Origin of the sequence: Mesorhizobium sp. M6A.T.Cr.TU.014.01.1.1 (genome assembly GCF_004022765.1) — a bacterium.
GTDB classification, from domain to species: domain Bacteria; phylum Pseudomonadota; class Alphaproteobacteria; order Rhizobiales; family Rhizobiaceae; genus Mesorhizobium; species Mesorhizobium mediterraneum.
On record NZ_RZPG01000038.1, the window covers coordinates 1 to 23,579 of the forward strand.

Here is a 23,579-nt window from a genome sequence, read left to right on the forward strand (position 1 = left end):
AATCGTCTCATCCGACGCCGCCAGACCGTCCGCCAGACTCAACTGACCCAAAACACGATCCGCCATCCCGAATCTCCCTGCTCCAACCTTCACCACAGAATCACCGTTCGGCTTCTGTGCAAAGGTCTCACAAGGGGAGAAGGTGGCCGAGCGAAGCTCGGTCGGATGAGGGGTGTTCCAGGGAACGCGAACGCCTCATTCCTTCCAACACCCCTCAACCGTCTCGGCGCTGCGCGCCGATCCACCTTCTCCCACAAGGGGAGAAGGAAAAAAGGGGCGGTCATGGCAGCGTTTCGCCGTCGAGGATCCGGGCATAGAGATCGAGATAGCCCTTTGCGGTGCGGGAGATTGGAAATCGGTCGACGGCAGAGTCCCGGCAGCGCTGCGGGGAAAGGCCGGCGATCGCGTCGAGGGCCGCAGCAAATTCCTCATCGCTGTCGAAGAACCGTCCGGTGTCGTCGTCGACGATCTCGGGCATGGCGCCGCGCCGCGTTGTCAGCACCGGCGTTCCGCACAGCATGGCCTCGACCGGCGCCATGCCGAACGGCTCTTCCCAGGCGATCGGGTTGAGAAAGGCCTTTGCCGCGCCCAGCAGGCGCTGTTTTTCGTCGCCGTCGACGACCCCATGGAAGCGAAAGCGGCTGCCCAGGCTCTTGAAGAAAACGCCATCGCGCCGAACCTGGCTGCGTAGCAACAGCCGCCAGCGCGAGCCACCGGCGATATCGAGGGGAAAATCGAATTTTTTCGCGAGATCGACCGCACGGTTCAGATTCTTGCTGGCGCGCGAGATGCCGGCGAGAAACAGAAGGCGATCGTTCTTCGAACCGGCCAGGCGGTAGGTGTCAGTCGGAAAGCCATTGTAGACGAAGGTCTTCCTGCCGTGGTTGCGCGCGTGGCTGGCGCTGACGAAACTCCAGTTTGGCTGCGGCCTGGGCTTTTCCGGGGAAAAGCCGTGCGCGGTATTGAGGGTCGGGAAGGGAACGTCGAGAAACCAGCTGTGAAAGTGGACGATATCGGCGTCCGCGGGGATGGCGGCCCGGCATTGCGCTTCCGAAGACGCATGCCGCACCTCGCAAAGCGGGTGGCTCGAGTCGGGATCGACAATCAGCACGACACGATGGCCAAGCCGGGCAAGTTCCGACGCCAACCAGTCGACCTGGCGCTGGGTGCCGCCATAGCCCCTGGAGGGGATGGTTCCGGTCACCGCCAGTGCGATGCGCATCAGCTTGGCCCGCCAGTTTTTTGCTTGACCATGATCTTACCCAAAAACCGGTTTCCACTTTTTGGGATCATGGTCTGTCCGGCTCGACCTTCAGCGGCGAGCGCGGATGCAGCAGCAGCAGGATCGTCAACAGGCTGCAGACGATGCCGATCGCTGCGATGAGGACGGCATCAAGCGTCGTCCAGCCGGCGCCTTCGAGCGGCTTGGCGTTGAACAGGGCGAAGGAATTGTAGCTTTGCTGGTGCGAAATCAGCAGGAAGCCGGTCAGATTGTTGCCGAGATGAGCGCCGAAGGCCGCGCCGAGATTGCCGGTGACATAGACCACAAGCGTCAGGAGCAGCGCAAAAGCGGCGATCGCGGCCAGAACGCAGGCGTTGATGGCGGCCGTCGAGCTTGGGCTCCAATGCATCGAGGTGAACAGAAGTCCTGGCAGCAATGCCCAGATGAAGGGGTTTTTAAACCGGTTGGCCAGGCCCCTGAGGAGATAGCCGCGGAACAGCACTTCTTCGGACGAGGTCTGCAGCAGGGTCAGCGCAGCGATCGGGATCAGGAACAGCAGCCAGGACGACAGGCCGATCGCACCGCGCGCAATCTCGGGCTGCAAGAGATAGAGCAGGATTTCGGAGAGCAGCGATGTGGTCAGCACCGCGGCCAATCCCTTGAGGAATCCCGAGCGCGAAACGCGGCGGCTGGTGCCGATCAGCGCCATCAGCGGCTCGCGATGGACCCAGCGCATGGCAACCCACAGGCCGAGCCAGATTCCGGCAAAGGAAGCGAGCGCGGCGAGGATTCCGGCGGGTGAAGCCATGAAATTCTGCACCGCCCCTCCTTCTATCGGGGCCGATGATGCCTGCCAGATAACAAAAAGATAGGCGCCGCCGAACAGCACGGCGACGGTTGTCGCGACCCAGAACAGGATGACGATCGCCGTTCCGAGCAGCAGGCGCGGCAGGGTCGTCTTGGCGTTGGGAATATGCCGGTAACGCTCGAAAGCGGTTGGATCGATCGTCACGCGGGTTCCTTGCCTGATGCATCGGGTCGCATGATCTAGAGCATCGGACCCAAAAGTGGAACCGTTTTTGGGAAAATTCGGTGCTCAAAAAGCTGGAGCGGCAGCACGCCGCTCCAGCGCGAAGCTCTGGATGAAACGACAGCGACGGCCGCCGTTGGTTCTTGCCCGGCGGCCGGCTGGTTGCTTGGTTATGTCAGCGCTCGACGTACATGATGCGTCGGGTGCCCGGATCGACCAGCGCCGGCTGGCCGTTCACATAGACATAGCGGTAGTCGTAATCCGGAATCTCGCGCAACTCGACGGTATCGGGCAAGGTCGCGCCCGTAACCACCTCGCCCTCGAGATAGACCGGGTCGAGCCGGTTCGTATCAATATAGGTGCGGACCTCGGCCGGCGGTCGCCTGATCGGCTCGATCGGCTCGCCAGCGACGATCGCTCCGGTATAGGTATCGTCATAGTCCATGTCGGCGGGCGCTTCGACGATGGCGATGCCTGCGTCGGCCGGGCGCCGGGTCAGGACAACGTCGTTGCCGCCGAAATCGGCCGTCACGTAGTCGGAATAGATCCAGCCCTGGCCATTGGCCTCCGCAATGGTGCACCATTTGCTGTTTTGGATGCAGCCCTCGAGGGTTGCCGACTGACCGGCAGCGAGCGTGCCGATGACCGGGTATTGCGGGCCGGGGCCGGCGCGCACGTTGAGATCGGCGACAGCCGAGACGGCGGTATCGGCCAAGGCTGCGCCCGACATGGCGACAAGCGCTCCAGCGACAGCAGGAAGCAGTATGCGTTTCATGATTTCGCTCCGTTTTCGTAATCCCTCGCGAACGAAAACGAAACAAGGCCTCATGCGTTCCGGCTAAAATGCCTCGGCCGGCTCACGTTTTGTTCCAGTTTCTTTCGCTACACCGGTCAGGAGTTCATGGACGAAAGCCAGCTTCTGTGCGGTCACCTCGGAGATGACGAAGGGATAGAGGTCCGGCAGGCCCATGCAGCGGTTGATCGAGTTGGACGCTTCCGACAGCACCAGCCAGCGGGCCAGGATCTTTTCGAACGGTTCAGGAACGGCGGCGGGTTCCGACGGCGCCGGTTGCAGCTCGCCGCCGGTGTCGCCCCGCGACAGGTCGTTGGCCTCCACGGTTTCCAGCCGGCCGAGCGGGAAATTCAGCGCATGCACCATCTCCAGCGTGTCGGTGATGTGCAGATGGTGCGCCCATGTCTCGGCCCAGTCCTCCCAGGGATGGGACGTGGCATAGGCCGAAATGTGGCCCTGCTGCCAGTCGGGCACAGCACCATTGGCATGGTAGGCCTTCAGCGCCTGCTCGTAATCGACGCGGTCGTCGCCGAACAATGCGCGGAAGGCGCTGAGCCGTTGCGGGTCGTCGCGGATCAGGCGGTCCCAGTAGTAGTGGCCAAGCTCATGGCGGAAATGGCCGAGCAAAGTGCGGTAGTTCTCGCCCATCTCGACGCGCCGTCTTTCGCGCTCGGCCGAATCCGCCTCGGCGACATTGAGCGTGATCAGGCCGTTGCCATGGCCGGTCAGGATACGTCCGCCACCCGGACCGCCGCCGATCGGATCGGCGAGGAAGTCGAAGGCGAGGCCGACCTCGTCGCCGGCATTCCGCTTGGGTGCGACCGGCAGTCCGGCAGCGAGCAGTGAATAGATTGCCCGCTTCTTTGCCTCTTCGACGCGGATCCAGCGACGGCGGTTGCCATCGACCGAAAGGTCCGGGATCAACTGGTTCAGCATGCAGGCGCGACAGAAGGCATGACCTGGTTCCGCCATCCAGTTGCAAGCGCACTCGTCGGCATTGGTGCACTGGAAAACGCCGCCGGTGCCGGACAAGACGAAGCGCGCATGCCCGGGATCGTACAGCACGGAGCTGGCGCAGTTCAGGCACTGGGCGTTCTCGAAGTAGAGGCGGTGCCCGCAATGCGGACAATCGAAGAGCTTCATCCCAATCTCAAATCATCAGGTCTTAGATCGTCAGGCCCGGATATAGTGCGGAGCGGCATTTCGCCCAAACGCCCGTCAGCGGCCGGCGTTCCTGCCGATGCTATTTTGCCGCAAGCTGGGCGGCGACCATTCTCGCCACCGCCTCGCCCGATAGCCTGGCGCCGCCGCAGGTCTGCATCAGCGGGCCGGCCAGATGCTCGCCGGCGAAGAAGATTTTTTCGGCCACCGGCTGCATCAGCGTGGCGCGCGCCCGCGAACGGCCGGGCCGGGCCGCCGCATAGGCGCCGCGCACGAACCGCTCGCCGCCCCAATTGGTCATCATGGCGCGCCCGACATGTTTTCTGACGTCGCCGCCGAAAATGGCGCACAGCCGGTCGACGACGAAGTCGACGCCTGCCGCCTCGCCCGCCGCCGACATCTCCCAGGCGAAATCGCCGCCGACGAAGCCGACCATCAGGTCGAGGTCGAAGGGAAAGCAAAGGAAGTAGATGTCGTGCCGGGCCAGCCGCTCGATCAGCAGGTCATCGAACGGCTCAAGCCCGAGCCTTGTGCCCCTGATCTCCACAGGCAGCTTGGTCAGCATGCCCATCGGCAGGTCGAAGAAGGCAGCGAAATGCGTGTCGGGCAGCGCCGGCGCGAATTCGATCTCCTCGAAGGCGAGCACCGCCGGCGAGGCGGTGACGATGGCCGCCTTGGCGCGAATGGTGCCGCGATCGGTGACGCAGGCGACGCCAGGCACATCCCAGAGGATTTTCCGCACCGGCGTCGACAGCTCGACCGGCACGTCGGCGCCAAAACGGGCGACCAATGCGCCGAACCCCTCCTTGGTGAAATAGTTCGGCTCGAGATCGGCGGCGGCCTGAAAGTCGCGGATCGATATCTCGTCCTCGTCGGCGCCGAAATCCATTGGCCCGGCGAAGGTGGCGGCGGCGCGCGGCGCATGGCCCCTGGCCAGCAACGCCGAAAGGCGGTCGTCGTCGCCATCCCTGACCTCATGCGCCGCCAGCAGCTCGAACAGCCTGATATCGGCCGCCTTCATTGCGGCCTCTTCGTCCTCGCTCGCCTTTCGGTCGCGATAATAGAGATGATCGATATTCATGTCGTGATGGTGAAGCGTCCAGCGAGCAGCTTGCGCCTCGGGAAAGTAGGGATTGCGGTCGGCCGCATGCAGCCAGGCGCAGCCGATGTCGAAAGGGACGCCGAAATGCTGATCGCTGGTCCAGGCGCGGCCGCCGATCCGGTTCATCGCTTCGAACAGCTTGAAAGAAAGGCCGGCTGCACGCAGGGTCTTGGCGGCGGAAAGTCCCGCCGAGCCAGCGCCGATGACCACGACGTCAACGTCTTCCATGAATATTCCAGCCCCCGCCACAATAATTACTTGATCGTAAGCAAGTTCTCCGGCATTCGCCAGCGCTGCGGCGGGGATACGTAAACGACTTCTTAGCGCATCGGCCCGAAAATCAGGATCGATTTTCAGAAAGCACGATGCGCAGATTAGAGTGTCAGAGCGTACTGCGTCCAAGTGGACGAACGCCGCTCCAACAGTGACAAGCGAGCGTTTCGCTGGCAAATTCGTATTTGGGACGTGATCCAGGCAACCAGGAGAGCAACATGGCATTTCTTGCCAAGGGAAAGATTTACGCAGCGGCAGCATTGATGATGCTTGCGGCGGCAACAGGTGCGCAGGCCGCCCAATGCGGCAAGACGAGTGCGGGCTTCGAAGCGTGGAAGGCAGATTTCGCCGCGGAGGCTAGGGCCAACGGTGTAGGCTCGAAGGGTCTAGCCGCTCTGGCTCGCGCGACCTACGCAACAAAGACGATCGCCGTCGACCGCGCCCTTCATAAGGCTTTCAGCGGCTCGGTGGAAAGTTTCATGAAGCGCCGTGGCGGATCCGCGATCATTGCCAAGGGCCGTGCGCTGAAGAAGTCGAACGCGGCGCTGTTCGACAAGATCGAACGGACCTACGGCGTACCGCCGGGTGTGTTGCTCGCCATCTGGGGTATGGAAACTGGCTTCGGCGCCTCCATGGGCAAACAGAATACGGTCTCTGCCATTTTAACGCTTACCTATGATTGCCGCCGTCCGGAGTTCTTTTACCCGCATGGCGTTGCAGCCCTGAAGCTGGTTGATCGCGGAGCGTTGAGCGCCTCGTCGGTCGGTGCCGCTCATGGCGAGATTGGCCACACGCAGTTCCTCCCCGGAAACGTTTTGAAGTATGGAGTCGGCAACAAAAATCTGCGCGACAAGAGCACTGCGTTGGCTTCCACTGCCAACTTCCTCAAGGGTCATGGTTGGCAGGCCGGCGCGGGTTATCAGGCGAATATGGGCGCAATTGCTGGCTGGAATTCCGCGAGCGTCTATCAACAGGCCATCGCCCGCATGGCCACGGCGATCGATGGCGATTGATAGAAATCTCTATTCGACGGAAAGCCCGGCCATGGCCGGGCTTTTTTGTTGATGTTCTAAGGTTACGACTGCCGCCGCTCGGCGGCACCCGGGATGACGGCGCGAAGCAGAGGAGCTAATTCGGCGAGCCGAGCGCCTTGTCCATCGCTTCCATGACCTCGGCCGGCCACGTGGTCCGCGCCGGCCATGCGTCCGGCTCGGGCTTGTCGCCGCGGCGGGCGAAATAGAGCTTTTGGTTGGCCGGATCGACCGCCATGAAGCCGTCATTGCCGCCGCAATCGTGCGGCACGCAGCCGCTGGCATAAAAGGCGCCGCCCGAGGCGGTCTTCTCGGTGCCGCCGCCGACCAGCAGGCTGGTCGCCATGTCGGGCATGTCCTTGCCGAGCAGCTTTTCAGCCGCCTTGTAGACGGCCTCATTGCGGAAGGCGTCGATGATGTTGTCGTATTTCGCCGGATCGATATCCTTCCAGCCGGTGCCCGGTTCCGGCATGTAGGTGAGATTGCCCGAGGTCGACAATCCGCCCGTAGGCGACCATTGCAGCGTCGGTTTCGAAGCTCCCGGCAAGAGATAAGGCACGAAATAGATGGCGCTGTCGGACACCGCGGCCGGCGGCGCGCCGCATTCGTCCTGCTCGACCGTGATGCTCTGGATCATGCCGCCTTCCGGCTTCCACACGATCACCTTGGCCGGGCCGCATTGATTGCCGCCGTCGCCGACATCGACCAGCGCCACGTTGATGCCGCCGACCTCGACAATCCTGTCGAAGAAGACGTCGTAGTTGCTCGCCAGCTGCTTGCCGTCATAGGCCAGCACCTTCTCGCCATACTCTTCCTGCTGGGTGATGGTCAGCTGGCCGCCCTCGAACGGGACCGGTGCTTGGCTGTCATCTTCGGCTAGCGCCGCATTGCTCGACGCGCCCTGGTCGGCGGCCCCGCCGGACGAATCGTCAGCCGGCACGAGCACCATGTCGGTCTGTGCATGCGCGCCAGCCACCGGCGTCAGAATCCACGCCAGCGCGCAGGCGCCGGCAAGAAGCGAGCGTGTCATGACTGTCCCTCCGTTCAGCCGCCACAAACCCGGCCTGCCGCAGCCGGGGTCATCGTACCGTTCAGGCCCAGGGACGCAGCTCGGCGTTCTTCTTCTCGAACGAGGCGATGGCGTCGGCCTTCTCCATGGTCAGGCCGATGTCGTCGAGCCCGTTGAGCAGGCAGTGCCGCTTGAAGTCGTCGAGGTCGAACGTGACCACGCCGCCGTCCGGTCCGCGGATTTCCTTGGCTTCCAAGTCGACCGACACCGTAGCGTTAGAGCCGCGCGAAGCGTCGTCCATCAGCTTCTCCAGATCCTCCGGGCTGACGGTGATCGGCAGGATGCCGTTCTTGAAGCAGTTGTTGTAGAAAATGTCGGCGAACGAGGTCGAGATGACGCAGCGTATGCCGAAATCGAGCAGCGCCCACGGCGCATGCTCGCGCGAGGAGCCGCAGCCGAAATTGTCGCCGGCGACCAGGATCTGCGCCTTGCGATAGGCCGGCTTGTTGAGCACGAAGTCCGGGTTTTCCGAACCGTCGTCCTTGTAGCGCATTTCGGCGAACAGTCCGCTGCCGAGCCCGGTGCGCTTGATCGTCTTGAGATAATCCTTGGGGATGATCATGTCGGTATCGACATTGACGATCGGCATCGGCGCGGCGACGCCGGTGAGCTTGGTGAATTTTTCCATGGTCTTTGCCCGTCTTCTTTTCGCTGCGGGGGATGTGTTGGCGCCCGGTTTACACAAAGAGGCGGGCAAATAAAAGGCAGCTGTCTTCGCTCGTGGTCCGGAACACAAGATCGGCACCAAACAGCTTCAAAACCGCCGCCCTATGGTGCACTTTCACCGGCATGACAACGCGGTCCAAAATCCTCTACGCCAGAGAACCAGCCCTCGACGCTGCCGAGTTCCGCCGCGTGCTGGTGGAATCCGGCCTCGGCGCCACTCGGCCCATCGATGACGAAGCCCGTTTGAAGACGATGCTTGCCAGCGCGGATATGGTGTTGACGGCGCGCCTCGATGCGCCTGGCAAGCCGCTGATTGGCCTCGTCCGCGGCATCACCGATTTTTCGTGGGTGTGCTACATTTCCGAGCTCGCCGTTTGCAAATCGGCGCAAGGGCTCGGCATCGGCAAGGGCCTGCTCGACGAAGTGCGGCGGCAGCTCGGGCCGTCCGTCGCCATCTCGCTGATTTCCGTGCCCGACGCCGTCGGCTTCTACGAGCGGATCGGCATGAAGCGCATGCCCGACGCCTTCTGGTTCGGCCGCGAGGGTTGACGGCCTGGCTAGGCCTCTGCACCGCAGCATCGCCTGTCGCGATCCTTCGCGCCCCCCTCTGTCCCTCCAGCGGCAAAAAGGACCGTCGCGGCGCACCCGCCCTTCTTGCTAGATCACATTCAATTCCCGAAAAGCCCGCCCTTCGGCGACACGGCTGTATCCAAACGCCGTGCAATCCACCGTGCGGTAGCCGCCATGCACGATCAGCTCGGCCAGCGCCTTGCCGACGGCCGGCGCCTGCTGCAGGCCGTGACCGGAAAAACCGTTGGCGAACAGGAAATTCTTCACCTCAGGATGCGGGCCGATCACCGCGTTCTGGTCGAGCGTGTTGTAATCGTAATGGCCGGCCCAGGCGCGTGTCGGCTTGATCGCCTCGAAGGCGGGAATACGGGTGGCCAGCACCGGCCAGATCACCTCTTCGAACAGCGGCCAGTCGGGCTCGAAATCGCCAGGATCGGCAGGACCGTCGCCCTCTTCCGGTTCGGCGCCGCCGGTGATGTAGACCGAGCCCTCTGGCCGGACATAGATGCCTGAGGGATCGACCAGCAGCGGCATGTCGGCATATTTTTCGCGTGCCTCGAAGACGAACACATTGCGCTTGCGCGGCTCCACCGGCAGCGCCAGCCCGGCCATATCAGCCACCTGGCCGGCATTCGGCCCGGCGGCGTCGATGACTATGCCGGCCTCGAGCCGCTCGCCATTGCCGAGGCTGACGCTGGTGACACGATCGCCCTGGCGCTCGATGCCGGTCACATCAGCGGTGATGAAATCGATGTTTTTGCCCCGCAGCGCCTTGCGGAACAGCATCAGCATGGCATGCGCGTCGAACCAGCCTTCGCCGCTGCGGCCATAGGCGCCGGCGGTGATGCCCTCGGCCGACAGCCATGGGAAGCGACGCACCAACGCATCCGCATCCTCAAGCACGATGTCGGCGCCCTCGGCCATCTGCGCCTCGTGGTTGGCCCGCAGAATCGGCAGCCCGTTCTCGCCGGCAAGGATGAGATAGCCGCCTTCGCGAAAGCCGATATCGGCATCGGCTCCGAATTCTTCCGTCAGCCGTCTGAACAGCTTCAGCGTGAACTGAGACAGGCGGATGTTCTCGGGAATCGAAAACTGCTGGCGAATGGAAGCGCAGGACAGCGTCGTTGCCGCATGGGCGAATTGCGGGTCGCGCTCGACCAGCGCGATCGAGCCCGAAAATCCTTCCCCGCGCAGATAATAGGCAATCGAGGAGCCGACGATGGCTCCACCGATGATCACGACGTCGTAGCGCACTTTTTCGCTTCTCCAGTTCTAGAGCATGATCCCGAACGCCGGTTTTCGGAATCAGGCTCCAATTCATACAACCGGCAGGATGATCTCGAAGCGCGTGCCGCGCTCGGAGTCAACCAGCCGGATCGTGCCATCATGCGATTTCAGGAGGGCCAGCACGATGCCGAGGCCCATGCCGGTGCCGCCTGAATCGCGGCGCGTGGTGAAGAATGGCTCGAAGATGCGGGCCTGGTTGCTGGGCGAAATGCCGGCGCCATCGTCGCTCACCTGGATCGTTGCCTTGCCGTCCGCGCTCGCCGCTGTCATCGAAACCAGCGTCGCGCCATGCCGCGCCGAATTGTCGATGAGATTGGCCAGCACGATTGCCGCGTTCTCGGCCGAGATGCGCAGGCCGGTATCACCGCCCGCCTCGATACGAACCGCCAGCCTGTCTTCGGCCGGCAGCAGCGCCAGTGCGCCACCAAGCGACGTGCTTTCGCCGCTGGGGGCAAGATTTTCGGCGCGCGCCAGGTCGAGCAGGCGGCGCACCAGAAGGTTGAGCCGCACGGCATCGGTGACGATATTGTTCGAGAACCGCCGCCGCTCGGCCTCATCCATCGCGCTGCCCGAATCGCGCAGCAGCTCGGCCGCCCCCTGGATCGCCGTCAGCGGCGATTTGAGCTCGTGCGAGACATGCGTGGCGAAGGTCTGGATGCTGTCCGAGCGCGCATGCAGCTTTTCGGCCATGTCGAGAAAGGCGGCGGACAGCGCTGCCATCTCGCTTGTGCCGTGGTGGTCGAGCGGCCTGATCGCCTCGCGGTCACCTGCGGCGATGCGCTTCGTGCGTTCCATCAGCGCGTAGATCGGCCGGCTGACGGTGCGCAGGAAGACAAGCGCGATGAGCAGCGTGCCGCCGAGGATGGCGATCGCCGCCAGCACCACCTTGCCGCGCTCGCCATAGAGGTGCTTGACGATGTTGTTCGGCGTTCGCGACAGGTAGACCACGCCGGCGACCTTGCCGGCGACCGCGACCGGCAGGGCGACGAAAACGCGGACTCTCGTGCCGCGGCTCACCGAGTAGAGCGATGGCGGCGGCTCGTCGGAGATCCTCTGCCTGAGCGCGCTGGCGTAGCGGCCGACAAGTGCTGCGTGAACCTCCTCGACGGCGCTGAGCGACATGCCGACCTCTTCGCGTCCGGCGATGACGACGCCTTTTGCGTCGAGCAGCCGGAAGCCGGCAAGCGTGGTTTTCTGCGTCTCGGCAAGAATGCCCGACAGCCGTGCCCCTACCGCTGAGAAGGCGGGATCGACGATGGCGGCAGTGGCCACAGGCCGGGTCGGCTGAACGGAGTCAGAGGCAAGATCGAGGCGCGGCTCGATCGGCCGGTAGGGAGAGTTCGGATCGCTGGCACTGGCGGCAGGCACGGCCGCTCCGAGCTTCTCGGCCGGGATGCCGGCGTCGCGGACCTCTTGCGCATAGATGGCGGCAAGGGCGGCACCTTGCGCGATCAGCTCGGCCTCGGTCTGGCGGATCAGCTGGTTCTCGTAGAGCCGGAAGAAGAACAGGCCGACCAGCGGCAGCGCCATCACCATGATGAGGATGGCGACAACGATGGTGGCGAGGCGCGGCCGCCATTTGCTGCCAATCCATTTTTGGGCGCTCACGCGCCGCACCGGCCCAGCCGGAAGCCGACGCCATGCACGGTCTCGATCGCGTCCGTGCAGCCGGCCGCCGCCAGCTTGGCGCGGATGTTGCGGATATGGCTGTCGACGGTGCGATCGGCGACATGGATGTTGGCTGCATAGGCATTGGCCATCACCATGTCGCGGCCGAGCACATGCGCCGGTCGCGCCAGAAACCCTTTCAGGATCGCGAATTCGATTCCCGTCAGCACCAGCGGCCTGCCATCGAAGCTGGCGGCGTGGCTGGCCGGCACCAAAGCCAGCCTGCCATGCGAGAACTGCCTGTCGTCGGTCTGTTCCGCCTTTGTCGGACGGGCGCGTCGCAGGATGACATTGACGCGGGCGACCAGCTCGCGCGGGCTGAACGGCTTGGTGACATAGTCGTCGCCACCCATTTCGAGGCCGAGGATGCGGTCGATCTCTTCATCGCGCGCGGACAGGAACAGCACCGGCACGTCCGATGTGTGCCGCAGCCGCCGGCAGACCTCCAGCCCGTCCATCTCCGGCATGCCGATATCGAGCACGACAAGATCGGGGGCGCGGCGCTCGATCGCCAGCAGGGCGGCGGCGCCGTCGGACACGGCAACCGTCTTCATCCCGGCCTTTTCGAGCGCAAAGCAGATGATCTCGCGGATGTGCGGATCATCGTCGGCGACCAGAATGTGATGCGGCATGAATCAGCGGCCCGGCACGAAGGGTTCGGAGCCCTGAGGAACCACGAACGGGATACGTGTGTCGAGAGTGCGAAGCAGCCGCCAGTCGCGAAAGCTCCAGGCGCGCCAGTTTTCTTGGCGCGCGCGATAGTGGGCCTCGTCCTGCCCAAGCAACCGGACGAGTTCGCGGTAGGAGGAAACGCTGGCCGCATTCGTCTTGCCCTGATGCTCGAGGAAGCGATCGAGCGCCGGCCAGGCGCTGGGACCGAGCGAACGCAGATACCAGAAATCGAGCTCAGTGCCCTGGCCGGTCATTTCGAATGAGTGCTCGACATTGTAGTTGGCGATCAGCGCCGCGAAGTTGATGAAGCAGCAGGCATAGAGCGTCACCGAAAGCGTCAGAAGATTGGCGGAAAGCAGCCATTCGTTGGATTTCTCGAGCGCGATGCGGGCGATGATCAGGGCAAGGCCCGCCGCCACCAGCCCCATCCAAGCGAAGGCGGCGATGCGCCAGTAGGTCAGCGCATAGACCCCGATATAGAGGTCGAGCCGCAGGATCGACGAGACGACCAGCATGATGTTCTGCGCCACCCAGATATAGACCAGCCGGCGGATGAGCGGATCGCCGGAGGTCGTGCTGCCCGGCCGCAGCGCTGCCAGGACGAAGCCGGCGGCGAGCAGCGCCGTGACGATCAATGGATAGGCGCCGCGATGCGCATAGGCGGCGTAGGTCAGCCCGTCGGGAAGGGCGATGCCGCCCCACAGATAGGTGGCGTCGAGCGCGGTCTGCATCGCAAACAGGATGTTGAAGACGACCAGCGCGCGAAGAATGGCGGCCTTGCCGAAGATGATGTCCTCGATTGCCGTGACGGGTTTTGTCGTCGTCACCCGGCCGACAGGCACAGGCAACACCACACGCGGAATGCGACGGAGAACGCGCGGCAGGCGCGGACGCAAAAAGGCCCAGACACCGGCAAGCACCAACAACCAGAAGGCCAACCGCGGCAGCTGGATGAACTCGAGCAGTGCGAGGAGATCGATCAGCGACAGCCAGTATTCGACAACCGGATTGGCGGCGCCGAACAGCGCGAGAAACACGGCACCCAACGTCAACGGCATGACCCAGACGGCGATCGCCGCAAAGCGGATGCGCCGCCGGCCAAGCCGCCGCGCCGCCTTGCGCCAGCGAAGGAAATCGTGGACGAACCGCAATGGTGCCGCGAGCAGGAAGAGCGCGACCTGGCCGGCAATGCGGGCAAGCCCGTGCCGCAGCCGGCCGACCAGCGAAAGCGCAACGACGGCCATCGCCGCCAGCCCGATCGCGACAGACAGCGCGCTGACATTTTCAATGAGCGGCAGCAGCGCCACAAGCAAGGCGGCAAGTCCGAGCCACAGGCCGCGGGCGCTGAGCGCCGAAGGCTGGATGGCCGCGGCTGCGGCGGCAAGCGTAATGCCAAACAGGAAAAGCGTGATGCCGACGGGCTGGCCGTAGAAGAAGAAATCGGCCAGCGCGGCAAGCAGGACCGCAACGCCGAAGCGCGCGCAATAGCTCGGCGCGGCCGTGAGCAACGATGTCATGATCGGACTTTCTCAGCGGCTTTGATCCGGCCGGCATATCTGGGCAGAGATTTGGGGATGAAGGGGAAGAGGGTCGCCGAAGTGCCGGGTGGATCGACGAGCCACCAATCTTCGCTACGGAGCCGGTAAGGCAGCGACCAACGGGAATTTGTTTGCTCTTGCATGCCGCCCTTTTCGCCGGCCGAAATGCGGGCAGCGAGGCGGGATGCGAGGAGATTTTCGGGAGTTTTATGCAGTTTTTGTGCAGGCCAAGACGGCTTGCCTCGACCGGCCGCAGGCGGCATAGATCTGGTATGACGACCGAAACCTACCGCCCGCGCCGCTCGGTGCTCTACGTCCCGGCTTCGAACGACAAGGCACTGGCCAAGCTTCCGTCGCTGGCCTGCGATGCCGTCATCATCGACCTCGAAGATGCCGTCGCCCCGGCCGACAAGGTTTCCGCGCGCGAAAAACTGGCCGGCATCTTCGCCGATCGCCCCAGCCGCCGCTGCGAGATGGTCGTGCGCATCAATGCGCTTTCCAGCGAATGGGGCGCCGACGATTTGCTGGCTGCGGCACGCTGCGAGCCCGACGCCATCCTGCTGCCCAAGGTCGACACACCGCGCGATGTCCTCGAACCCGGCGACGTCCTCGACGACAATTTCGCACCGGACGCGGTGAAACTATGGGCGATGATCGAAACGCCCAAGGCACTGCTCAACATCGGACCGATTGCCGAGCTTGGCCGCGATCCGGCCTCGCGGCTGGTCTGTTTCGTTGCCGGAACGAACGATCTGGTCAAGGAAACCGGCATTCTCGCCACGCCCGACCGGCGCTATCTCACACCGTGGCTGATGCAGATGGTGCTCGCGGCGCGCGCCGGTGGCCTTGACCTGCTCGATGGTGTCTTCAATGATTTTCGCGACCTGGACGCTTTTGCGCGCGAATGCGGGGAGGCAGCCGCCATGGGGTTTGACGGCAAGTCGCTGATCCACCCGGCTCAGATCGAGGCGGCGAACCGGGCCTTTGCGCCATCTGCCGAGGCGGTGGCCGAGGCGCGCTCGGTGAAAGAGGCCTTCGCGCTTGCCGAAAATGCCGGCAGCCAAGTGATTGCGCTGAATGGAAAGATGGTCGAGCGGCTGCATCTGACACAGGCCGAAAAACTGCTGGCGAAGGCGGCCGCCATCGGGGCATGATTGGCAACTCACGACAGGAATGAAAAATGAAACTCTACCGCTTTCTGTCCGCTCCGGACGATTCCAGCTTCTGCCACAAGGTAACCGCGGCGCTGAACAAGGGCTGGCACCTGTTCGGCTCACCGACCTATTCCTACGACCAGGAGGCCAAGGCCATGCGCTGCGGCCAGGCCGTGGTGAAGGATATCGAGGGCCAGGAATACGGGCCCGACACCAAGCTCAGCGACTGGTAGGGCGCTGACATCGCTCGTCCTTCGTCATCCTAGTAAAACAAGCTTATCCTGCTGTCCGAGTGAACAGTTCTTGGCGAAAGCCGGAACGGCAGCCAACGGCGGCGCGCACGACCCGATCAGCGCCAAAAATGCAAGTCTGGCGCACTTTCCAATGCTAGTCGTCGCATCGCTGTCGGCCGCGAAAGGCGAAGCAAGCTCTATGACGGGCCGGCGTAGCTGTCCATTGTTTCCCTCGCGGTGCTATTAGTCGTGTTGCCGAGGGCGACCAATCACCGAAAGGCGTCTCCGACAGAAGCTGATCCCATGTCAGCTTGCTAAGTGAACAGTTTTAAAACTGTCCCCGGGTTTCCCTGACGGCGGAAGGCCCGGCATCAAATGCTACGATTCCGAAACCGAATCGAAATAATTTCGCGGCTATGAACGCCGATGGGCGCGCATTTGAGGGGTGGATTGCCATGAGGTTGAGGTTCGAATTGCGGTCGGCACTGGCCCGGATCGTCAGCGCCATGGCGACATCCTGCTATGGTCGTTTTGTCCATTCCCGCGCCGCGAACCTTTCCATCGTCATGGCGCTGAGCCTGCTGCCGTTGGTCGGGGCGATCGGGTTTGCGATCGACTATACCAACGTCCTCCGCGAAAAGAATGAGTTGCAGGCCCTTCTTGACGCCGCCCTGCTGGGGGGCGCGGCGCAGGGCGCCACCTCCGCCGAGGCCACGGCGACGTCCCTGTTCAGCGGGTTCATCGCCGGCAGCCCGGATTTCGCGGCCGACCCGGACCTGAAGGCCAACATGTCCATCAAGCTGGACAACAGTACGCTCTCGGGCAGCGCGACCTACAGCTACCCGCGCTTGTTCCCGTTTGTCTTGGGCGACCCGACCGTCAACGTTCGCGTCACGTCCGCCGTCAAGATGGCCACGTCGGCCGTCCCTTGCATCATCGTCCTTGCGAATAACCCGCAGGCGCTGCTGCTCAATAGTGGCGCCAACGTGGATGCCGAGTCCTGCGTGATCGACGTTCATTCTACCAGGGACCCGGCCTTCATCATGAATGCCGGCGTCACCATGAACATCAGCAAGCTCTGCGTGAAGGGCACGAAATACATCAAGAACGGCGGTACGCTGTCCAAGCTGGAGACGGCATGCGCCGTCACGGCGGATCCCTATGCCGGCGCCATTCCTGAGCCCGCCGTTCCCTCGGCCTGCACCACATCCGGCGCGCGTGACGGACAGACGCAGACCTTGAACCCGGGACTGCACTGCTGGGTGAACTTCAATGGCAGCCCTACCATCACGTTCAATCCGGGCCTTCATATCATCAAGGGACCGATGATCATCAATTCCGGCGCCAAGGTCATCGCCGAAGGCGTCACCTTCTACTTCCCGGATACCGACAGCATGATCCAGGCCAACGGCGCCCTCACAATCACGGCCTCGGCCCCGAGCAGCGGTGCCTACAAGGATATCCTGATGTTAGAAAAGACGAGCGATCCCGCCAACAACGCCAACAAGCGCCAGTATGTGTTCAACGGCTCGAACGGCGAGTCTCTGACTGGGATCATCTATCTGCCCAACCGGGACGTCACCTACAACTCGACCACGAACATCACCTCCAGCAAGATCTCGATGGTCGTGAACACCATGATCATCAACTCCGCCAACTGGAAATTCAGCGGCATCGCCGGCCAGTCGGCGAAGATCTATCTCTCACAGTGATGCGCGCCGGCGCAAATGACGCCGAACCGGAGCAGGATAGCGGCGACGAAGCGTGGGCCGTTACTCCGCCGCCTCTTCGATCCGCTCCATATCATCGTCCGACAGGCCGAAATGATGGCCGATCTCGTGGATCAGCACATGGGTGACGATGTCGCCCAGCGTCTCTTCGTTCTCGGCCCAGTAGTCGAGAATGGCGCGGCGGTAGAGCGTGACGCGGTTCGGCCCCTCGCCGGTCTGCGGATTCCAGCGTTCGGCGATCCCGCGCCCCTCGAACAGGCCGAGCAGGTCGAAGGGCGTTTCTAGCGACAGATCGTCCATGATCTCGTCGGTCGGGAATTCGGCGATCTGGATGACGATCTCGCCGGTCAGCTTGCGAAATTCCTCCGGCAGATGGGCGTAAGCCTCCAGCGCCAGGAACTCCATTTCCTCCATCGATGGCGAAAGCTGGTCGTGCCAGACACGGGTCTTGTAGATGCGGGCCATGCTTTGTCCTTCTGATCCCGGCATATAGGCTTTCGAGCCGAAATCGGCAAATGGCCGGGTTGCCGTCCACACGCGGACAGGAATAAATTCCCCATGACTCCGCTTGACTCTTCGGGCGCCCTCTGGAATCTATTAGAACATAACAGGAACAATTGTGAGTGGAAGCTGACCGTCATGGCGACAAGCGCCGTGGCGCGGGAGACTGTTTTTGCCCTGCGCCGCCAGATCGCGAAGATCGAGGGAACGCTGCCCGAGCGCCTGGAGGCGCCGGCCGGCGCAGCCCCCGTTGATGCGGATGTCACACCCCAGAATCCAACAGCGGATGTCACACCCCAGGGTCTAACAATCGTCCGCCGCGGCCTCGCCGTGGCGCCGCCCGATGCGTTTCTGCGCACCGGCGCCGAGGGTCTCGATACCGCGCTCAGCGGCGGCCTGCCGAAGGCGGCGCTGAGCGAGATCCATGGCGCCGCGACCCGTGATGCCGGGGCCGTCGCCGGCTTCGCCCTGTCGCTCGTCAGCCTGATTCTCAAACAGGGGCCGCGATTGCCGGTCCTGTGGATCGGCACCGCGGAAATCTTCCGGGAGGCGGGCTTCCCCTATGCCAGAGGGCTTCACGCCGTTTTCGGCATCGAGCCGGAGCAATTGCTGTTTTCCGAAGCGCCAAAACTCCTCGACGCGCTGTGGATCGCCGAGGAGGCCGCCCGGATGACGGCGCTCGCCGCCGTCATCCTCGAAATCCGCGGCAGCCCGCAGCGGCTGGATCTCACCGCGACGCGGCGGCTGCACGCCCGGGCGCAGAATGCCGGCCGGCCGGTCTTCCTGCTGCGCCAGGCCGGCGAGGCAGAGCCTACGGCGGCACCCGTTCGCCTCATCCTGTCGGCGGCGCCGTCGGCATCCCGCCAGACGATCGCCGGGCCACTTGCCGGCTCGATCGGCCGTCCCGCCTTCACCGTCAGCATCGGCAAGAGCCGCACGGCCTTGCCAGGACAATTCACACTGGAGTGGAACCCCGATGAACACAGTTTCGAAGAAAGACGGGGCGAGGAAAGAAGGGCAGCGAATTCTGTCCCTGTGGTTCCCGCACCTCGCCGCGGAAAGGGTCCTGCGGCAGCGTCTGGGGCGGTCCTGGCGTTCCCGGCCGTCGGATCACCTGCCGCTGGTGATCAGCCATCGCCAAGCGAACGCGCAGCGCATCGCCGCCCTCGACGAGCGGGCTGAGGCGCTTCACCTGAAGCGCGGCATGGGCATAGCCGACGCGCGCGCCATGCATCCGTCGATCGACGTGGTGGAAGCCGATCCCGAGGCCGACCGCCGCCTGCTCGAAAGTCTTGCCGACTGGTGCGACCGCTACACCCCGCTGGTGGCGCTCGACGCAGCCGATGGCCTGTTCCTCGACGTCACCGGCTGCACCCATCTTTTCGGCGGCGAACGCTCGATGCTCGACGACATCCTGTCGCGCTTTTTCTATCAGGGTTTTGATGTCCGCGCCGGCCTTGCTGCCACGCCAGGTGCTGCCTGGGCGGCAGCGCGGTTTGCCAGTGACCGCATCGTCCCCGGTGGCGAGGAGGAGGCGCTTCTCGCACCCTTGCCGCTGGCGGCGCTGCGCATCGAGCCTGATATCCGCGCCAGCCTGGAAAGCGTGGGCCTGCGCACGGCGGGCGCCGTCATGGCAGCCCCGCGCGCGCCGCTCGCCCGCCGCTTCGGTGTCTCGCTGCTTTTGCGTCTCGACCAGGCGCTCGGCCGCCTCGACGAGGCGGTGTCGCCGCGCCTGCCGGTCGCGCCGCTTTCGGTCGAACGCCACCTCGCAGAACCCATCATGCTGACCGACGAAATAGAGCGGCTGGTGAAAATGCTGGCGACGACTTTGAAGGTGGATCTCGAGCGCCACGGCGAAGGCGCAAGAAGGCTGGCGCTGCTGCTCTTCCGCGTCGACGGGGCCGTCAGCCGGATCGCCGTCGGCACGTCGCGGCCGCTGCGCGAGCCGCTGCTGATCCAAAAATTATTTCACGAAAGGCTAGCCGCGCTCGAACAGGACATCGATGCCGGCTATGGCTTCGATCTCGTGCGCCTCTCCGTCCTGTCGGCCGCCGCCTTCGACATGCAGCAGGCCGATCTCGCCGGCGAGACGCGCGATGACGGCGCCGATATTGCCCTTTTCGCCGATCGCATCCGCGCCCGGCTCGGCGACAGCGCGGTTTTGAAACCGGTTGCCGTCGAGAGCCATCTGCCCGAGCGCGCCGTCGCCACGCTTCCCTTCGCGGAGGCGCCGCAAAGGGTCTCTCCGCCGAAGAAGCCGGACAAGATACAAGACACTAAGCCTGGCTTCCGGCCGGAACGCCCCATCCGGCTGTTCCGTTCGCCCGAACCGATCGAGGTCCCGGCCACCGAAATGCCTGAGGGACCGCCCATGAACTTCCGCTGGCGGCGCGCGCTGTATCGGGTCGCGCGCGCCGAAGGGCCGGAACGCATCGCCCCGGAATGGTGGCGGGAGGCGGCGGGGCAGGAAGACGCGCCGACCCGGGATTATTTCCGCATCGAGGATAGCGACGGCCGCCGTTACTGGCTCTACCGCCAGGGTCTCTACGGCGCCTCTCAAGTCCCGCCGCGCTGGTTCATGCATGGGGTCTTCGCATGAACGCGCTGGCGGCCGTTCCCTATGCCGAATTCGGCATCCAGTCGAATTTCTCGTTCCTGCGCGGCGCCTCGAAACCGGAGGAGCTGGTGGTCGCGGCAAAGTTTTTGGGATTCTCGTCGATCGGGCTTGCCGACCGCAACACGGTGGCCGGTGTCGTGCGCGCCTGGCAGCAGGCCAAGGTGGAAGGCCTTTCCTATCATCCCGGCTGCCGCCTGGTTTTTTGCGACGGCACGCCCGACGTTCTCGCCTATCCGCAGGACCGCAAGGGCTGGGGCCATCTCTGCCGCATGCTGACGCAAGCCAATATGCGCGACGAAAGCGAAAAGGGCGCACCGCTTCTCTATCGCGACGACCTTTTCGAATGGGGCGATCTCATGTCGCTGGCGATCCTGCCGGATCTGTCGGCGCCAGATGATCTTAAAATGATTAGTCGGCTCAAGGATCGTTTTGGCAAGGCTTTGCGGCTTGCCGTTTCGCCGGATTATCACGGCAACGACCGCTTCCGCATCGAGCAGGCAGCTTCCATGGCTGAGGCATCGGGCATTCCGCTGATGGCGACCAACGACGTTCTTTACCATACGTCCGAACGACGCCGGTTGCAGGACGTGCTGACGGCGATCCGCCTCAACGTGCCTGTTGCCGAAGCGGGGCTGGAACTGGCGGCCAATGCCGAGCGCCATTTGAAGCCGCCAATGGAGGTGGCCCGGCTTTTCCGCAGACATCCGCAGGCACTGGCGGAAACGCTGCGCTTTGCCGGCGAATTGAGCTTCTCTCTCAGTGACCTCCAATACAACTATCCCGACGAACCGACGGAATCGGGCCTCGGGCCACAGGCCGAACTGGAAAGGCTGGCTCGAGAGGGAGCGGCGATACGGTACCCTTCAGGCGTTCCCTCCGATGTGACAAAGCGCATCCAGGAAGAGCTCGCTTTGATCGAGCGCCTGAATTACGCGCGCTATTTTCTGACCGTCTACGACATCGTCAAATTCGCCCGCAGCCAGGGCATACTCTGCCAGGGGCGCGGCTCCGCGGCCAACTCGGTGGTCTGTTATTGCATCGGCATCACCGAAGTGGGCCCCGAGCGGATCGACTCGCTTTTCGAGCGTTTCATTTCCGAGGAAAGAAACGAGCCACCTGACATCGATGTCGATTTCGAGCATGAAAAGCGCGAAGAGGTCATCCAGTACATCTACTCGAGATACAGCGCCAAGCGCACCGCACTTGCCGCGGCCGTCGTCAGCTACCGGGGCCGGTCGGCGATGCGCGAAGTGGCCAAGGCGATGGGCCTGTCGGACGATATCAGGAGCGCGCTGTCCAGTTCGATCTGGGGTTGGTCGACCTCGGAGCTCGGCGAAAAGGAGACCAGGGCCGGCGGCCTCGACCAGACCGATCCATCGACAAGGCATGTGATCGAATGCGCCAACGAGATCATGGGCTTTCCCCGTCATCTGTCGCAGCATGTCGGCGGCTTCGTCATCACCAGGGACCGGCTCGACGAGATCGTGCCCATCATCAAAACGGCGATGGACGAGCGCAAGATGGTCGAGTGGGACAAGGACGATCTCGACGCGGTGAAAATCCTTAAAGTCGACGTGTTGGCGCTCGGCATGCTGACCTGCCTGCAGCGCGCCTTCAAGCTCTTGGAAGACCATTATGATGATGCGCGGGATCCGTATGGCCGACCCTATGTGCTGGCCACCCTCCCTGCCGAGGACAAACATGTCTACGACATGATCTGCCGCGCCGACACGCTCGGCGTCTTCCAGATCGAATCCCGCGCCCAGATGTCGATGCTGCCGCGTCTCAGGCCGAGAACATTCTATGACCTCGTCATCGAAGTGGCGATCGTGCGGCCGGGCCCGATCCAGGGCGACATGGTCCATCCCTATCTGCGCCGCCGGCAAGGCAAGGAAAAACCTGAATATCCCAGGCCGGAACTGGAAGAGATACTCGGCAGGACGCTTGGCGTGCCACTGTTCCAGGAACAGGCGATGAAGATCGCCATCGTCGCCGGCGGCTTCAGGCCAGGCGAGGCCGATGAATTGCGCCGCGCCATGGCCACTTTCAAGCGCACCGGCACGATCGGCAATTATCGCAAGCGGATGGTCGACGGCATGGTTTTGCGGGGCTACGAGAGAGACTTCGCCGAGCGCTGCTTCAAGCAGATCGAGGGATTCGGCGAATACGGCTTTCCCGAAAGCCATGCCGCTTCCTTCGCCCTGTTGGTCTATGCCTCGTGCTGGTTCAAGACCTTCTATCCCGACGTGTTCTGCGCCGCGATCCTGAACTCCCAGCCGATGGGATTTTATCAGCCGGCTCAGCTTGTTCGCGACGCGCGCGATCATGGCGTCGAAATCCGCGACGTCGACGTCAATTTTTCCGGTTGGGATTGCGCGCTGGAGGAGGAGCCTTTCGATCAGGCCCGCATCCTCGAACGCCATGCCCAGATGCGTGGCGTCATCCGGACCAATCATGCCGTCCGGCTGGGTTTCCGCCAAGTCAAAGGTCTGTCGAAGGAGCGCATGGAGGTGTTTGTCGCCAGACGCAGCGATGGCTACGCATCCGTTCGCGATGTCTGGCTGCGTTCAGGCCTCTATGTCGATGAGATCGAGAAACTGGCGCAAGCCGACGCTTTCCGTTCGCTTGGTCTCGACCGCCGCGACGCCCTGTGGGCGGTCCGCGCCCTCGACGGCAGGAGTGCCGCCGAGACCCTGCCGCTGTTCGACCGGCCGGCGGTCCGTTTGCGCGACCTTGAACCCGAAACCAGGCTCCCGACAATGCCGCTCGGCGAGCACGTCGTCCACGACTACCGTTCGCTCGGCCTGTCGCTGAAGGCGCATCCGCTTGCCTTTCTGCGCCAGCGGCTGGATCGTTCCGGCGTCACGCCCAATGCGCGCCTCCCCTCCGTGCCGGATGGCAGGCGGGTCTCCGTCGCCGGCCTGGTGCTCGTGCGGCAGCGCCCAGGCACTGGCAAAGCGATTTTCCTGACGCTGGAAGACGAGCAGGCGGTCGCCAACGTCATCTTCTGGGAAAGAACCTTCAATCGCTACCGGCCCATTGTCATGGGGGCGCGGCTGGTCCGTATCACCGGCAAACTGCAGTCGGAATCGAACGTCATCCATATCGTCGCCGAAAAGGTCGAGGATCTGACGCCCTGGCTGTCCGTGCTTTTGGAGGAGAGGCCCGATGTACCTGTCGTGCAAAACGACCGGCAGGATATCGCGGCGCTATCGGGGAAGGCAGAAAAGGTCATGCCCAAGGGGCGCAATTTTCAATAGGG

21 protein-coding genes are annotated in these 23,579 nt (G+C 63.5%); 8 read left to right on the forward strand and 13 right to left on the reverse strand.

Annotated elements, in window-relative coordinates:
• Positions 1-280: 280 nt before the first annotated feature.
• From EN885_RS30115 to EN885_RS30135, 5 genes are all read right to left on the reverse strand, one after another.
• Positions 281-1,222 carry a glycosyltransferase gene (locus EN885_RS30115; RefSeq protein ID WP_128243418.1) on the reverse strand — a complete coding sequence of 314 codons (942 nt, stop codon included), beginning with the start codon at positions 1,220-1,222 and terminating at the stop codon, positions 281-283.
• A 67-nt stretch (positions 1,223-1,289) separates the two neighbouring features.
• Positions 1,290-2,234 (reverse strand): type II CAAX endopeptidase family protein, encoded by a 945-nt coding sequence (locus EN885_RS30120; protein WP_128243419.1) that lies wholly within the window; start codon positions 2,232-2,234, stop codon positions 1,290-1,292.
• Between the two features lie 193 nt (positions 2,235-2,427).
• Positions 2,428-3,027: a DUF1236 domain-containing protein gene (locus EN885_RS30125; RefSeq protein ID WP_095484839.1), complete on the reverse strand. Its 600-nt coding sequence runs from the start codon at positions 3,025-3,027 to the stop codon at positions 2,428-2,430.
• Between the two features lie 63 nt (positions 3,028-3,090).
• Positions 3,091-4,188, reverse strand: a complete 1,098-nt coding sequence (locus EN885_RS30130) for a putative zinc-binding metallopeptidase (RefSeq protein ID WP_128243420.1) — start codon at positions 4,186-4,188, stop codon at positions 3,091-3,093.
• A gap of 100 nt (positions 4,189-4,288) precedes the next feature.
• The gene (locus EN885_RS30135) at positions 4,289-5,536 is read right to left on the reverse strand and encodes an NAD(P)/FAD-dependent oxidoreductase (protein WP_095484837.1); all 1,248 of its coding nucleotides are present in this window, start codon (positions 5,534-5,536) and stop codon (positions 4,289-4,291) included.
• 263 nt (positions 5,537-5,799) lie between these two features.
• Between EN885_RS30135 and EN885_RS30140 the strand changes: the two genes are divergently transcribed.
• A complete protein-coding gene (locus EN885_RS30140; protein WP_095484836.1) occupies positions 5,800-6,594 on the forward strand; it encodes a lytic transglycosylase domain-containing protein in 795 nt (264 codons plus the stop codon).
• A 115-nt stretch (positions 6,595-6,709) separates the two neighbouring features.
• Here EN885_RS30140 and EN885_RS30145 read toward each other — a convergent pair whose 3' ends face one another.
• Together EN885_RS30145 and leuD are read right to left on the reverse strand one after the other, a co-directional pair.
• Positions 6,710-7,642, reverse strand: a complete 933-nt coding sequence (locus EN885_RS30145) for a hypothetical protein (protein WP_095484835.1) — start codon at positions 7,640-7,642, stop codon at positions 6,710-6,712.
• Between the two features lie 61 nt (positions 7,643-7,703).
• A complete protein-coding gene (gene leuD, locus EN885_RS30150) occupies positions 7,704-8,309 on the reverse strand; it encodes a 3-isopropylmalate dehydratase small subunit (RefSeq protein ID WP_095484834.1) in 606 nt (201 codons plus the stop codon).
• 161 nt (positions 8,310-8,470) lie between these two features.
• Here leuD and EN885_RS30155 point away from each other — a divergent pair, with 161 nt between their 5' ends.
• On the forward strand, positions 8,471-8,896 hold the full coding sequence (locus EN885_RS30155) for a GNAT family N-acetyltransferase (protein ID WP_095484833.1): 426 nt from the start codon (positions 8,471-8,473) through the stop codon (positions 8,894-8,896).
• A gap of 108 nt (positions 8,897-9,004) precedes the next feature.
• Here EN885_RS30155 and EN885_RS30160 read toward each other — a convergent pair whose 3' ends face one another.
• The 4 genes from EN885_RS30160 to EN885_RS30175 form a co-directional block, all read right to left on the reverse strand.
• Positions 9,005-10,171, reverse strand: coding sequence for an FAD-binding oxidoreductase (locus EN885_RS30160; protein ID WP_095484832.1), 1,167 nt, complete (start codon positions 10,169-10,171; stop codon positions 9,005-9,007).
• Positions 10,172-10,234: 63 nt separating this feature from the next.
• Positions 10,235-11,821: a HAMP domain-containing sensor histidine kinase gene (locus EN885_RS30165; protein WP_095484831.1), complete on the reverse strand. Its 1,587-nt coding sequence runs from the start codon at positions 11,819-11,821 to the stop codon at positions 10,235-10,237.
• A complete protein-coding gene (locus tag EN885_RS30170; RefSeq protein ID WP_095484830.1) occupies positions 11,809-12,504 on the reverse strand; it encodes a response regulator transcription factor in 696 nt (231 codons plus the stop codon). The genes EN885_RS30165 and EN885_RS30170 overlap by 13 nt, the downstream gene beginning before the upstream one ends.
• A gap of 3 nt (positions 12,505-12,507) precedes the next feature.
• Positions 12,508-14,061 carry a DUF4173 domain-containing protein gene (locus EN885_RS30175; RefSeq protein WP_128243421.1) on the reverse strand — a complete coding sequence of 518 codons (1,554 nt, stop codon included), beginning with the start codon at positions 14,059-14,061 and terminating at the stop codon, positions 12,508-12,510.
• A 293-nt stretch (positions 14,062-14,354) separates the two neighbouring features.
• Between EN885_RS30175 and EN885_RS30180 the strand changes: the two genes are divergently transcribed.
• Positions 14,355-15,236 carry a CoA ester lyase gene (locus tag EN885_RS30180; protein ID WP_164897543.1) on the forward strand — a complete coding sequence of 294 codons (882 nt, stop codon included), beginning with the start codon at positions 14,355-14,357 and terminating at the stop codon, positions 15,234-15,236.
• Between the two features lie 26 nt (positions 15,237-15,262).
• Positions 15,263-15,469 (forward strand): DUF1737 domain-containing protein, encoded by a 207-nt coding sequence (locus EN885_RS30185; protein WP_095484827.1) that lies wholly within the window; start codon positions 15,263-15,265, stop codon positions 15,467-15,469.
• A gap of 328 nt (positions 15,470-15,797) precedes the next feature.
• Here EN885_RS30185 and EN885_RS33725 read toward each other — a convergent pair whose 3' ends face one another.
• Positions 15,798-15,977 carry a hypothetical protein gene (locus tag EN885_RS33725; RefSeq protein WP_158302546.1) on the reverse strand — a complete coding sequence of 60 codons (180 nt, stop codon included), beginning with the start codon at positions 15,975-15,977 and terminating at the stop codon, positions 15,798-15,800.
• Here EN885_RS33725 and EN885_RS30190 point away from each other — a divergent pair.
• Complete coding sequence (locus tag EN885_RS30190) at positions 15,976-17,181, forward strand: pilus assembly protein TadG-related protein (RefSeq protein WP_158302545.1); 1,206 nt, start codon at positions 15,976-15,978, stop codon at positions 17,179-17,181. The two genes, EN885_RS33725 and EN885_RS30190, sit on opposite strands and share 2 nt — an antisense overlap.
• A gap of 60 nt (positions 17,182-17,241) precedes the next feature.
• Here the strand turns inward: EN885_RS30190 and EN885_RS30195 are convergent, their stop codons facing one another.
• Positions 17,242-17,664, reverse strand: coding sequence for a metallopeptidase family protein (locus EN885_RS30195; protein ID WP_095485111.1), 423 nt, complete (start codon positions 17,662-17,664; stop codon positions 17,242-17,244).
• 174 nt (positions 17,665-17,838) lie between these two features.
• Between EN885_RS30195 and EN885_RS34435 the strand changes: the two genes are divergently transcribed.
• The 3 genes from EN885_RS34435 to EN885_RS30210 are packed head-to-tail and all read left to right on the forward strand — an operon-like array spanning position 17,839 to position 23,577.
• Positions 17,839-18,882, forward strand: a complete 1,044-nt coding sequence (locus tag EN885_RS34435; protein WP_095484825.1) for a hypothetical protein — start codon at positions 17,839-17,841, stop codon at positions 18,880-18,882.
• Positions 18,824-20,299, forward strand: coding sequence for a DUF6504 family protein (locus EN885_RS30205; protein ID WP_128243422.1), 1,476 nt, complete (start codon positions 18,824-18,826; stop codon positions 20,297-20,299). The genes EN885_RS34435 and EN885_RS30205 overlap by 59 nt, the downstream gene beginning before the upstream one ends.
• A complete protein-coding gene (locus tag EN885_RS30210) occupies positions 20,296-23,577 on the forward strand; it encodes an error-prone DNA polymerase (protein WP_095484823.1) in 3,282 nt (1,093 codons plus the stop codon). The genes EN885_RS30205 and EN885_RS30210 overlap by 4 nt, the downstream gene beginning before the upstream one ends.
• The last annotated feature ends 2 nt before the right edge of the window (positions 23,578-23,579 follow it).